This window comes from Corynebacterium tuberculostearicum (genome assembly GCF_013408445.1).
Classification (GTDB): domain Bacteria; phylum Actinomycetota; class Actinomycetes; order Mycobacteriales; family Mycobacteriaceae; genus Corynebacterium; species Corynebacterium tuberculostearicum.
Map to the genome: position 1 here is coordinate 923,854 of NZ_JACBZL010000001.1, position 12,419 is coordinate 936,272.

General features: G+C 60.4%; 11 protein-coding genes. 6 read left to right on the forward strand and 5 right to left on the reverse strand.

The annotated features are described in order from the left end of the window. Positions 1 to 5: 5 nt before the first annotated feature. The 5 genes from BJ985_RS04375 to BJ985_RS04395 all read left to right on the forward strand — a co-directional run bounded on the left by BJ985_RS04375 (position 6) and on the right by BJ985_RS04395 (position 5,287). Positions 6 to 1,067: an ABC transporter substrate-binding protein gene (locus BJ985_RS04375; protein WP_150851776.1), complete on the forward strand. Its 1,062-nt coding sequence runs from the start codon at positions 6 to 8 to the stop codon at positions 1,065 to 1,067. Between the two features lie 3 nt (positions 1,068 to 1,070). After that, on the forward strand, positions 1,071 to 2,735 hold the full coding sequence (locus BJ985_RS04380; protein WP_179386710.1) for an ABC transporter permease: 1,665 nt from the start codon (positions 1,071 to 1,073) through the stop codon (positions 2,733 to 2,735). Then, positions 2,725 to 3,348, forward strand: coding sequence for a metallophosphoesterase (locus tag BJ985_RS04385; protein WP_179386711.1), 624 nt, complete (start codon positions 2,725 to 2,727; stop codon positions 3,346 to 3,348). The genes BJ985_RS04380 and BJ985_RS04385 overlap by 11 nt, the downstream gene beginning before the upstream one ends. A gap of 65 nt (positions 3,349 to 3,413) precedes the next feature. Continuing rightward, on the forward strand, positions 3,414 to 4,058 hold the full coding sequence (locus BJ985_RS04390) for a GntR family transcriptional regulator (protein WP_005324538.1): 645 nt from the start codon (positions 3,414 to 3,416) through the stop codon (positions 4,056 to 4,058). Further along, the gene (locus tag BJ985_RS04395) at positions 4,055 to 5,287 is read left to right on the forward strand and encodes an MFS transporter (RefSeq protein ID WP_005324537.1); all 1,233 of its coding nucleotides are present in this window, start codon (positions 4,055 to 4,057) and stop codon (positions 5,285 to 5,287) included. Before BJ985_RS04390 ends, BJ985_RS04395 begins: the two co-directional genes overlap by 4 nt. A gap of 71 nt (positions 5,288 to 5,358) precedes the next feature. On the opposite strand, the gene ileS is transcribed toward BJ985_RS04395, so the two are convergent. Further along, positions 5,359 to 8,529 carry an isoleucine--tRNA ligase gene (gene ileS / locus BJ985_RS04400; RefSeq protein ID WP_179386712.1) on the reverse strand — a complete coding sequence of 1,057 codons (3,171 nt, stop codon included), beginning with the start codon at positions 8,527 to 8,529 and terminating at the stop codon, positions 5,359 to 5,361. Between the two features lie 288 nt (positions 8,530 to 8,817). On the opposite strand from ileS, the gene BJ985_RS04405 reads away from it, so the two are divergent. Continuing rightward, entirely contained in the window at positions 8,818 to 9,819 is a 1,002-nt protein-coding gene (locus BJ985_RS04405) for an HNH endonuclease signature motif containing protein (protein WP_034668492.1), read from the forward strand. A gap of 75 nt (positions 9,820 to 9,894) precedes the next feature. Here BJ985_RS04405 and BJ985_RS04410 read toward each other — a convergent pair whose 3' ends face one another. The 4 genes from BJ985_RS04410 to BJ985_RS04425 form a co-directional block, all read right to left on the reverse strand. Then, complete coding sequence (locus BJ985_RS04410) at positions 9,895 to 10,116, reverse strand: zinc-binding dehydrogenase (RefSeq protein ID WP_179386713.1); 222 nt, start codon at positions 10,114 to 10,116, stop codon at positions 9,895 to 9,897. A gap of 101 nt (positions 10,117 to 10,217) precedes the next feature. Further along, positions 10,218 to 11,393, reverse strand: coding sequence for a DivIVA domain-containing protein (locus BJ985_RS04415; protein ID WP_179386714.1), 1,176 nt, complete (start codon positions 11,391 to 11,393; stop codon positions 10,218 to 10,220). A 203-nt stretch (positions 11,394 to 11,596) separates the two neighbouring features. Then, positions 11,597 to 11,890 (reverse strand): YggT family protein, encoded by a 294-nt coding sequence (locus tag BJ985_RS04420; protein WP_150850916.1) that lies wholly within the window; start codon positions 11,888 to 11,890, stop codon positions 11,597 to 11,599. Positions 11,891 to 11,966: 76 nt separating this feature from the next. Then, a complete protein-coding gene (locus BJ985_RS04425; RefSeq protein WP_005324522.1) occupies positions 11,967 to 12,419 on the reverse strand; it encodes a cell division protein SepF in 453 nt (150 codons plus the stop codon).

Sequence of the window (12,419 nt, forward strand, 5' to 3'; positions counted from 1 at the left end):
CACAAATGTTTACCAAGAAGTTCACCGCCACCATCGCCACCACCGCTGCTGGTGCGCTCGCCTTGACCGGTTGCGGATCCGTCGAGGACAGCGCCGATACCGCCACCGACCAGTCCACCTCTTCTGCCGAAAAGTGGCAGGCACCTGAAGGCCTGTCCGGCGAGGTGGATTACTACTCGGCTAACCCGCAGGGGCTTACCGACGCCCTCGTGGAGGCCTTCGAAGAAAAGACCGACGTCCACGTCAACGTCTTTGCCGATACCACCGGCAAGATCACCGCCAAGCTCAAGGCCGAGGAAGCCAACCCGCAGGCTGACGTGGTCTACCTCGCCTCCTGGGCGGCAGCTAGCAAGCAGGAAAAGTCCGGCGCTCTTGAAAAGTACACGCCGGAGGGAGCGGACAAGATTGAGTCCAAGTGGGCGTCGGAAAGCGGGGCGTTTACCGGCCGCGATGGTTCGGCCCTAGCGCTGGTAACCAACACCAACGTCGTGGACGAGGCCCCGAAGGACTGGGAGGACCTCACCGATGAAAAGTACAAGGACCAAATCATCATGCCGGACCCGCGCGAATCCGGTACCGCAGCCGACCTCATCGCGGCCATGGTAGATCAGTGGGGCGAGGAGAAGACCTGGGATCTCTTTGACAAGCTCTTTGACAACGGCATGATCGTCCAAGGCGCCAATGGCCCAGCGCTGGACCAGGTCACCTCCGGCTCCCGCGGCATCGTCCTCGGCGGCGTGGACTACTCCGCATACTCCGCGCAGAAGAAGGGCGAGCCGCTCGAGGTTGCTATCCCAACCTCCGGCACCACGGTTACCCCGCGCCCAGTCATGATCCTCAAGTCCTCCGATAACAAGGAAGCCGCAGAGGCATTCGTGGACTTCATGTTCTCCGATGAGGCGCAGGAGATCTCGGCCTCCAAGAACATGATCCCGGCTAATAAGGACATCGCTCCAAAGAATGGCCCGAAGCTGGATGAGATTAAGACCCTCAACGATGACCTCGATGGCCTGGTTTCTCAGTCCAAGGACATCAAGGAAACCTTTGCTAAGCGCTACCTGAAGTAACCGATGAGCTCCACCACCACTCCCCAACGTCGCCTTGGGATCTACGGGGTCCTTCTCATCTTGCTTGTCCTCGTCGCCGCGCCGCTAGCCTCCGTGCTGGTCAACGCGGCCGTGGGCTACCACGATGAGCCCTCAGCCCTAGGCAGCATTGTCCAACCGGGCATGCTGCACATCCTTGGCAATACCGTCCTGCTCTCCGTGCTGGTCGTGGCTTTTGCCACGCTCATGGCCGCGCCGCTCGCCTTCCTCCGTTCGTGGACGCGGTTTAGCAGGGCCAATTGGATCGAGATCGTCATCATGATCCCGTTTATGACCCCACCCTTTGCGGCAGCGATGGCGTGGATGGATTTCACCCGCCGCGGTGGTGTGGCCGAGATGCTGCTCGGCCACGGCGCCGGCAAGCTCGCCCACGATGCCATCTACTCGGTGTGGGGAATGGCCTTCATCATGGCCGCGGAGCTCTTTCCATTCTTGTACCTCATCCTGCGCACCTGCCTGAATTCCATTCCGGCGTCCACGCTGGAGATGGCACAGATAGCCGGCGCGAGCCGCTGGCAACAAGCCGTGCGCATCATCGCTCCGAACATAATCGGCCCCTTTTCCCTCGGCGCGCTGATTATCTTCATTAAGGCCGCCGGCGAGTTTGGCACCCCAGTCACGCTTGGCAACGCCATTGGCTACAAGGTGCTCGTCTCCTCCATCTATGAAGACGTCACCATCGACCCCCTCGATTTTTCCAGCGCCGCTGCCTCCTCGTCGGTGCTCTTTGCCATCGGCGTGGCCGCCTGGGCTTTCCAACAGTGGATTTCACGCCGCGACCTCTCCGGCGGTGGCCGAGTAAGCCGCCCCGTACATATCCGCCTCGGCTCGGTCGGCACCGTCTTCGGCGCTGTGGTGACCGCAATAATCTTCATGGCCGCGGTGGTCATCCCCTACCTTTCCATCACTTTGGCCGCGATGACCATTCTGCGCTCGGCCCCGCCTACGCCTAATAACCTGACCTTCGATTACTTTTCCATCGTTGTGCAGATGCCCACCGCTCAAGAGGCACTTGTTCGCTCCATCGGACTAGGCGCCCTTGGCGCGACCACCGCCGTTGCTCTCGGCGTCCTCGTCACGGTACTCACCCGCCGCCAAAGCACCATTACCGCAAAATTCAGCGATTTCTTGGCTATCGCCCCCGACACCGTTCCCGGCATTGTCCTGGCCATTGGATTTATTTTGCTGTGGAACTCTCCCTGGCTGCCATGGTCGCCCTACGGCACTATGGGCATGCTAGTTATGGCCTTCACCGTGCTCTTTTTGCCCATGGCCATCCAAAACATCAAGGCTTCAGCAGACTCCGTCTCCCCTACCGTCTACGAGGCCGCTGCTATTTCCGGCTCCTCCACTCTGCATACCTTTGGGCGCATCACCCTGCCACTGCTTGCCCCTGGCATCTTCGCTGGCTGGCTCCTCGCCTTCTTCGTAGGCATCCGCGAGCTGGTCATGTCCTCACTCATTCGCCCGAGCCAAGTCAACCTCTTGGCTCCGTGGATCATGAACCAATTCGATCAAGGCCACCGTGCCGAGGCCATGGCCATGACGCTCATCGGCGTCGGAACCTCCACCGTTGTCTTGGTAGCTATCACCTGGTGGCAAAACCGAAAGGCCGCACATGCCCGCTAGCATTTTTGTCTTTGCCGATCTGCACCTAGGCCGCCCGGGCGCCCCTGGGCTGGACTGGGCCCTGCAAGAACTCGAAGTTGCCGCCAATAGTGGAGCCACGGCGTGCGTATGCTTGGGCGATATCATTGACCGCAACGCTGAGGCGTCCGAATTCGTGCCCCAGGCCCGCGCCGTAATGGCCCACGCTGCCACACTGTTCGGCGAGGTCCACTTCATTTCCGGCAACCACGATACCCACCACAATCTGGACTTCCCGCCCGAGGTCACGGTCCACGGCACGCAGGTGCACTCCTTTCGCATAGGAAACACCACGGTTCTAACCGCAGCGGTGGCCACCGATCCGGACCCGCGCCGACTCCAGCTTCCGCCGCGCCCGAGCGACGGCCCCGTCCTCGGCCTCCTACATTCTTCCGTCACCGGTGAGTTTTCTAAAGGCACCTGCCTGCCGCTTTCCGTGGCTGAGCTACAGGCCAGCGAGGCCGATGCCTGGATCCTTGGGCACGTCCACACCCCGCACACGCTTGCCGACGCCCCCTTCATCGGCTGGGTCGGCATGGGCCACGGCTTACTCTTCGACCCCGATACGTGCCACGTCACACGTTTGCCTAGCTAGATCCGTTCCCCACAAAGTGCCACTGCACGCTTGCTTGCATGCAAGCTTGCATGCAAGATGGATGCATGTCCAATGAACGAATGCAGCCCGCCGCGGAGCGCGCCTATGACTTCGTCAAAGAGAAGATCATTGACGGCTCCTTCGAGCCCTCGCAGATGCTTTCCGAGGCCTCCCTGGCTACCGAAATGGGAATTAGCCGCACCCCGATGCACGAGGCTTTCCTGCGCCTAGAGGTCGAAGGCTTTCTGCAGCTCTACCCCAGGCGGGGTGCGCTCATCGTGCCGATCAGCCCGCAAGAAATCCGCGAGGTCTATGAGGCACGCTTGCTCGTGGATAGGCACTGTGCTGAAAAGATCTGCGCAATGTCTGATGCCGAGCGCGCGGACATCGCTGATCAGCTAGATGCGACCATCGCGGAGCAGGACACTGCGTTGGATGGCGCAGACCTGCATGCCTATACGCATCTTGATGCGCGTTTCCACCAGATCATCATGGATGGCGGTGCCAATAGCCTGCTGGCCGGGCTGGGACACCAGCTGCGCGAACGCCAGCAGCGTTTTACCGCCACGGCCATTGGCCGCAACGTGGCTCGCGCCCGCACCTTCGTGGATCAGCACCGCACGCTTGCCGATGCCCTCCGCACCGGCGACCTCGACGCCTACCTTTCCGCATTGGACACCCACCTAACCAACTCGAGGAATCAACTATGACCGAAAAGTTTGCCAAACACTCATGGTTTCCCGTCGCTGGCAGCATGGTCGCTGTCGCGTGGGGCGGCAATGAGTTCACCCCTCTCCTAGTCATGTACCGCGAGGAGTCACACTTCTCGCAGGTCACCGTCAATGGCCTCTTGGCCGCCTACGTGCTCGGCATCGTGCCTGCGCTGCTGATTTCTGGCCCACTTTCGGACTACATTGGCCGCCGCCCCACGATGCTGCCTGCCGCACCACTATCGCTGCTCGGTTCCTTCCTTTTGTCCATCGCACCGAACGAGCCACTCGTCATCGCCGTGGGCCGCATCATGTGCGGCTTGGCTTTGGGCATCGTCATGGCGGTCGGCTCCACGTGGGTGGCAGAGCTCATCACCCGCGCCGGCGGCGATCCTGCCGCCGGCCCGCGCCACGCCTCCATGTGCCTGACATTAGGCTTCCTCATCGGCGCCGGCCTCGCATCGGTGCTGGCCCAGTGGGGTCCGTGGCCGACCCACTTGGCGTATATCCTGCACATCCTCCTCACCGTTGCCACCGCTATCTGGCTGATGAAGACCCCGGAAACCCGCCCGCCGCGTGGCGCTACGGTAAAAGACACCTTCCTTGACTTAAGCATCCGCGACATGCTGCGCATGCTGCACATTCCCTCCGCAGCGCACCACCGCTTCGTGCGCATTGTTCTGCCGGTCGCCCCGTGGGTCTTCGGCTGCGCTGGCGCCGCCTATGCCCTCCTGCCCCAGCTTCTGTCCGAGTCCGCTGGCGATGCCCCCATCGCTTTTTCCGGCCTGATGACCGTTATCACCTTGGGCTGCGGCGTTGGCATCCAGATGCTCGGCAAGGTTATCGATACCAGCCGCTCGGCCCGCGCATCCGCAGTCGCCATGGGCGTTATCACCGTGGGCACCATCCTCGGCGCGGTTGCCTCCCATACTCGCTCCCTGCCGCTCGGCATCGCCGGCGCAGCGGTCATGGGTGCAGGCTACGGCCTCGCCCTTGTCGCCGGTCTCTCCGAGGTCCAGCGCATCGCCCGTGCCGAAGAACTCGCCGGACTCACCGCCGTGTACTACTCGGTCTCCTATACCGGCTTCTTCATCCCCATGGCCTTCAGCGCACTCGCGCCGCTGCTCGGCTTTACCACCCTATTCCTCATTGGCGCCGTGCTCGCACTGTGCTGCCTCGTTAACGTCGTCCTCGGCTGGCGTGCTCACCTGCCCGGCCCGGTCCGTTAAGTCCTATCACTCATAAAAAATTGCCCAGCCGCACTGGCTGGGCAATCATTTTTTCGGTGGCAACGTACGCGCTACTGCTTGACGACGGTAGCCTTAACCCCCTTCACCACCTCGTGCACGTCCGCACCATCGAGCGCCTCGGTGGTTACCTGGAAATCGGTGGCGAGCACTTCACCGGCGATGTGGTCGGCGTGACGCTCCGCCCAAGCCTTCTTCTCCTCTGGGACAGAGAGCACGGCCGCGATGCGGTCCGAGACCTCGAACCCAGAAGCCTTGCGGGCATCCTGGAGGCCGCGGATAACGTCCGCCGCCCAGCCTTCGGCCTCGAGCTCTTCGGTCACCTCGGTATCGAGTACTACCAGGCCGTCGAGGCCCTCGATACGCGCGGTGGACTTCGGATTCGCTGCCTGCAGGCGCTCGGTGTACTCATCCGGGCCAAGCACGATATCGCCGTCCACTACAACCTCTTCGCCGCGGCGTTCGTAGTTGCCCGCCTTGAGGTTCTTGATGGCGCGCTGCACATCCTTGCCCAAGCGCGGGCCGGCGACCTTCGCGTTGCAGACAACCTGGAAGGTGCCTACCGAATCGACGTCGTCAGTAAGCTCAACTTCCTTGACATTGACCTCGTCGCGGATGATATCGGCGAAGTCCGCCAGGCGCTGCGCCCCATTGAGAGCCACCGTCAGCTTCGGCAGTGGCAAACGGTTGCGCAGCTTATTGGACTTGCGCACCGAGGATGCAGCCGAAGCGACCGCGCGGGTCGCATCCATTGCAGACACCAGATCTGCATCGGACGGGTAGTCCGCAGCCTGCGGGTAATCCGCCAGGTGCACCGAACGCTCACCGGTCAGTCCACGGTAGATAACCTCCGCCACGTGCGGCAGCAGCGGCGCCACCACGCGAGTCACGGTCTCCAGCACGGTGTACAAGGTATTAAACGCCTCAGGATGGGCGTCCTCGCCCTCCCAGAAACGATCACGCGAGCGACGGACGTACCAGTTGGTCAGGACGTCGGCAAACAGGCGTACTTCTTCGGTTGCCGTGGCGATATCGGTATCGGCAAGCGCCGCGTTGACATTGGCCACGACGTCGTGGGTCTTGGCCAAGATATAGCGGTCCAAAACATGCGTGGAGCTGGTGTCGAACTTTGCTTCCTTCTCTGCGTAGAGCTGCAGGAAGGTATAGGCATTCCAGATAGGCAAGATTGCCTGGCGCACGCCCTCGCGAATGCCCTGCTCGGTCACGATGAGGTTGCCTCCGCGCAGGATAGGCGAAGACATCAGGAACCAGCGCATGGCATCCGAGCCATCGCGATCAAAGACCTCGTTGACGTTCGGATAGTTGCCCTTGGACTTAGACATCTTAAGGCCATCGTTGCCCAGCACGATGCCATGGGCCACGACCTTCTTATACGCCGGGCGATCAAAAAGCGCGGTGGACAGCGCGTGCATCACATAGAACCAACCACGCGTCTGACCGGAGTACTCCACAATGAAGTCGGACGGCGAGTGGGTTTCAAACCATTCCTTATTCTCGAATGGGTAGTGCTTCTGCGCAAACGGCATCGAGCCGGACTCGAACCAGCAATCCAGCACGTCTGGCACGCGGCGCATCATCGACTTACCGGTCGGATCATCCGGGTTCGGGCGCACCAACTCGTCGATATGCGGACGGTGCAGCGACTCCGGGCGGACACCGAAATCGCGCTCCAGCTCATCCAAGGAGCCGTAGACATCCATACGCGGATAGTTGTCGTCATCGGACATCCACACCGGGATAGGCGCACCCCAGTAGCGGGTACGGGAGATATTCCAGTCGCGCGCACCCTCGAGCCACTTGCCAAACTGGCCATCTCGGATGTGCTCCGGCAGCCACTCAATCTCCTTGTGGTTGAGCTCCACCATGCGATCGCGGAACTCGGTCACCTTCACGAACCAGGCCGGCAGCGCCATGTAGATAAGCGGCTCGCCCGAGCGCCACGAGTGCGGATAGGAGTGCTCGATGGTTACGTGGCGCACCACTCGCCCAGCAGCCTTCAAGTCCTTGATGATGTCCTTATTCGCATCAAAGACCAGCTGGCCCTCATAAGGCGGAACCTGCGAGGTGAACTTGCCGTCCTCGTCCACTGGGATAACCAGCTCGATGTCGTACTGGTTGGTGGTATTCATGTCGTCTTCACCAAACGCAGGAGCCTGGTGTACCACACCGGTGCCGTCCTCAGTGGTGACGTAATCAGCGATCAAAACCTGGTAGGCATTGCGCAGATCCGGGAAGAAGCCGAAGATAGGCTCATAGGTAAAGCCCTCGAGTTGCGCGCCGGTAAACGTCTCCAGTACCTCGGCCTCCCCTAGTTCCTTCTCCAAGGTGGCCAGCAGGTTTTCCGCCATGATGAAGGTACGGCCGGCGAAATCACCCTCCGTAGCCTTAAAGAGCACGTAAGTAACCTCTGGATGAACCGCCAAGGCCTCGTTCGAAGGCAAGGTCCAGGGGGTGGTGGTCCAGGCGAGGAAAGAGGCGTCGGCAAGCGCAGGGTGCTCCGCCAACGTCTTTTCTGCCGCGCTTCCCTCGCGCGCGCCCTCTACTGGGAAGGTAACGGTTAGGGTCGGATCCTGGCGCATCTTATAGGAATCGTCCAGGCGGGTCTCCTGATTGGACAAAGAAGTGTGCTCCGCCCAAGAGTACGGAAGAACTCGGAAGCCCTTGTAGATAAGGCCCTTGTCATAAAGCTCCTTGAACGCCCACATGACCGATTCCATGTAGTTGATATCCATGGTCTTGTAGCCGTTGTCAAAGTCCACCCAGCGGGCCTGGCGGTTGACGTACTCTTCCCACTCGTCGGTGTACTCCAGCACGGACTTAGCGCAGTATTCATTGAACTTTTCCAAGCCCATGTCCTCGATCTGCGCCTTTTCAGTGATACCCAGCTGCTTTTCCGCCTCCAGCTCAGCGGGCAGACCGTGGGTATCCCAGCCGAATACGCGAGGTACGTAATTGCCAGCCATCGTGCGGTAGCGCGGGACGATATCCTTCACATAACCCGTCAGCAGGTGGCCATAGTGCGGCAAGCCGTTTGCGAATGGAGGGCCATCATAAAAGATGTACTCGGGGCAGTCCTTTGTCTTTTCTAGCGAAGCCTGGAAGGTATCATCCTGCTTCCAGTACTTCTGGACTTCCTCTTCCATATCTGGGAAGCGGCTGGAGCCGCCGGTCATATCGACCTTGGGGTAAATCTTCTTCGCCATAATTATCCTTCACTCTTAACACGGTGCAGGGACGCGCCTTAAAGGCTCGCGGTACCACCCTGCTTGAGCCCGAAGGCTCCGCTTCGTTTCGGTGAAGGAGTTGACGGTCCCACCCGTTCAGTTCTACTGGGCCACACTGGCTGTTCTTCTGAATTACTCCCCGGTGATGGCCGGATCACTGCGTGTAGGCCACAGTATAGCGCCCCAGAATCTTCGTGCACAAGAAGTTATCCACAGGCTAAAAACTTTCCCTTGTGGGGGCTTGCGCGGGGAAATAAATTGTGAGTCGTGAACGCGCTAGATACTTACCTCGCAGCCATGGCACCCGGGATGGACATCGTCCTCGGGTGCGCAGGCATGTCCGAGGACGACCTCTGCGCGCGTGGCGCCGCTGAAAAGACGGCCCGCGAGTTGGCATTGCTCAAAGAGGCGTACTGCGGCACGACCAAGTTCACAAGGAAGCGTCGTCGTGCTATCGAAGGAGCTCAGCACAATGGGCATTCCATCGTTGCGTTATCCATCATTGAAAAGTATGCACGCAAGATGCCCACGCTTTTCGACGCATGGGTCCTCCGCGAACAGCTATGCACCACCAAGGCCACAGCAGCGGCACTAGAAAAGCTGGCGCAATCCAAGGTTCCGAAGAAAAAGCGCAAGGTAAAGCCTGGTGTACGCATCATCCGCCGCAAGGATGCGCCGTGGACGTTAGCTATCGACGGCTCGTCCTCGTTCATTGCAGACCTCCACGCGGCGGTGGAGAACCAGGATAAAAAGCCGCTGGATGTGGTGGAAGATACCTTCTTCGGCAGCGATACGGGGCAACGAAGCACGGTGGTAACCAATGTCATCGTGCGCTTGGAAGACTACGTGCGCATCGTCAACGGTGATGGCGAGGAAATCACCTTGCAGATGACCAACGGAGCAACGCTTACGGGAGCGCAGTATGTGCGCCGCACGTTAAAGGAGCATGGGCTCATTACCCTGGTGAGCCCCTATGAAGGCGCGGTGAACCTGTACCGCACGGAGCGCTTCGCCAATGCCAAGCAGCGGTTGATGGCGGGCGCGGAAAATCCGGTATGCCCATGGCCGCGCTGCGCTAAGCCTGCTGACGAATGCCAAATTCACCATTTGGAGCCGTGGTTGCACGGTGGATTGACCAATATCGCGAACTTATCCACAGCCTGCGCGTACCACAATGGCGCGAACGATGACGATCCCAATGCCCCGCCGCTGCGCGGGCAACTTGCCCGAACCAACGGACGGATTCGGTGGCAACCGCCCGATTGCTAGAGCCCGACTGCAGAATAAGGCGCCTCGTGCGCCTTATTGGCATGCCTGCAACCGAAAGCTTGGGGTCTCGCGGCGTTAGTCCTCGCGAAAGGCTGCGCGCACAGCCTCCCCCTCGGGGGATTCAGTTGACTTGGCTTTGTCGGCGCGATGTTTATGCGCCCAGTCCAGGATAAAGCACACGAGTCCGATGCCGGCGGCGGCAAAAACGATATACAACGACCAGTCGGCTCCCGAGATAACGAAGTTGACCAAGGCCACGAATGCCACGAGGGCGAGAACTAAAGCGGCAACGAGCACAGTGGTTCCTTTCGTTAGGAGCGGGCTAAAGCACGACGGTCTAAAACAACAATAGCGCCCCCGCCGCGGTGGCGGGGGCGCTAGAAAGAACGGGGCGCGGTTTAGTTGTTGCCAGCCTCGCCGTTCGGTGCTGCGGTGCCGCGGGTAGCCAGCTCTTCCAGCTGAGACTCCAGCAGGGTCTTCAGGCGGGTGCGGTACTCGCGCTCGAAGGTGCGCAGCTCGGAGATGCGAGCCTCCAGCGCGGTCTGCTGCTGCTTGACGGTGTTCATAACCTCGGTGTGCTTGCGCTCGGCATCGGCCTGCAGCGAAGCAGCCTTCTCCTCAGCCTGGCGGATTTGCGCCTCTGCGCGGGAGGAGGCATCAGACTCGGTCTGCTTTGCCTTAGCCTCAGCGTCAGATACCAGCTTCTTGGAGCGGGAATCTGCGTCCTGCAGCTGGGCGTCGTACTTCTTCTGGGCGTCGGCAAGCTGTGCCTTGGAGCGGGAATCTGCATCGGTCAGCTGCTTCTCGGCGGCGGTGCGCGCCTCGGACAGCATGGACTCGGACTCCGCACGAGCCTCGGAGGTCAGGCGGTCTGCCATCTCCTGTGCCAGACCCAGAACGCGGGCAGCCTGCATGTGGGTTTCCGGGGTAGCCAGGCCATCGGCGGTCTGTGCAACACCAGCGCCTGCGATACCCGCTGCCGCTGCACCAGCCTTGGAGGAACCAGCTGCGGAAGCCGACTTCTTCAGCTCATCGTTTTCCTTCTTGGAAGCCTCGAGGTCCTTCTTTGCCTGGGCTGCCTCGGCGCGAGCTGCCTCGGCGTCCTTCTTGGCCTGAGCCGCTTCATCGCGGGCTGCCTTCAGGTCTGCGGAAGAGGAAGCAGCAGCGGAGCCAGATGCCTGCGCCTTGGAAGCCTCAGCCTGGGCAGCCTTAACCTGCTCCTGTGCCTTCTTGGTCTCTTCCTTGGCACGGGAAACCTCGGACTTGGAGTCCGCCAGCTTGGTTTCGTACTCGGCGCGCAGCTTAGCCTCAATCTCCTTGCGCAGCGCAGCCTCATCGGTGCGGGTGGAAGCCGCAGTTGCGGTACCAGCAGCACCGGCGCCAGCACCCGCCTTGGCCTGGGAGTTCAAATCGCTAACCTGCGCCTGCAGGTCTTCGTTCTCATCCTGCAACTGGGCAAGGGCGTCCTCTACGAGGTCGAGGAACTGATCCACCTCGTCTTCGTTGTAGCCACGCTTGCCAATCGGCGGCTTGCTGAACGCGACGTTGTGAACATCAGCTGGTGACAGTGGCATGTCTTCTCTTCCCCTTCAGGTTGGTACAACCCCGGAGCTTCCAGGGCCTTAGGAGTGCGGTTCAGGTCTAACTAAACCTTCCCCACAAAGGTACATGTGGTTCATAATACGGGTTATCGCGATTTATCGTAACCAAACGCCCACAATAATCGACGCCCCGCCGAGTCTCAACGTTTACCACAGGTTTCGAGGCGACGGGGGTGCTACGTCAGGAAAATTATCCGCAAGATCATTGTGAGTATCGAGAGCAAGACGAACAGTACAAGCACCGATACATCAAGCGCTACGCCACCCATTTGCAGGGGCGGGATCAGGCGGCGCAACGCCTTGACCGGCGGGTCCGTAATCACAAACAGAGGCTCCGCTACAACCATGAACCAGCGTGGAGGGTTGAACTGCCGCGAGAAGGACTGGATCATCTCAATAATGATGCGGGCGATGAGCACCCACGTATAGATCCGCACGAGCAGGATAAGAATAATTCCGAGTTGTGTCACAATGACCGAGCCTATCGAATAAACCCCCGCGGGTGCCCAATCGGCACTCCACGGGGGCTAAATGAAACGTGCTGCTTTAGCGCAGGCCTGCGGCGCGCTCGAGTTCGTGCTTTGCAATGTCCGCAGACTTCGGCACGATGGAAAAGACCTTGCGCTCAGTGTCCATACCCTTGGTGAGGTTGAGCATACGGCCCTCCAGGCCGAAGCAGAGGCCGGCAGCGAAGTCGATGAAGCGCTTGGCGGTGGCTTTTTCGGCGTCGGTAAGCTCGAAGACCACGGCATCGCCGTCGCGGAAGGGCTCGCCTACCTTGGCGGCGTCATTGAAAGACGTCAGGGAAATAGCCACGATGGTCGGGACGAATTCCTCCTGTACCGGGGCCGGCTCGTAGGACTGCGGGGCGCGGCGAGGTGCGTAGGCCGAGGAGCTATTTTCGGAGTAACGCGGCTCCTCGTTGTAGTAGGCATCGTCTTCTTCGATGTCCACCGGGCCCAGCCCGAAGAAATCCTTCGTCTTATCAATGAATGACAT

Bases quoted from the DNA above. Each gene is read 5' to 3' on its own strand.
- BJ985_RS04375 (WP_150851776.1), top strand. From the start codon at position 6: ATGTTTACCAAGAAGTTCACCGCCACCATCGCCACCACCGCTGCTGGT.
- BJ985_RS04380 (WP_179386710.1), top strand. From the start codon at position 1,071: ATGAGCTCCACCACCACTCCCCAACGTCGCCTTGGGATCTACGGGGTC.
- BJ985_RS04385 (WP_179386711.1), top strand. From the start codon at position 2,725: ATGCCCGCTAGCATTTTTGTCTTTGCCGATCTGCACCTAGGCCGCCCG.
- BJ985_RS04390 (WP_005324538.1), top strand. From the start codon at position 3,414: ATGTCCAATGAACGAATGCAGCCCGCCGCGGAGCGCGCCTATGACTTC.
- BJ985_RS04395 (WP_005324537.1), top strand. From the start codon at position 4,055: ATGACCGAAAAGTTTGCCAAACACTCATGGTTTCCCGTCGCTGGCAGC.
- ileS (WP_179386712.1), bottom strand. From the start codon at position 8,529: ATGGCGAAGAAGATTTACCCCAAGGTCGATATGACCGGCGGCTCCAGC.
- BJ985_RS04415 (WP_179386714.1), bottom strand. From the start codon at position 11,393: ATGCCACTGTCACCAGCTGATGTTCACAACGTCGCGTTCAGCAAGCCG.
- BJ985_RS04425 (WP_005324522.1), bottom strand. From the start codon at position 12,419: ATGTCATTCATTGATAAGACGAAGGATTTCTTCGGGCTGGGCCCGGTG.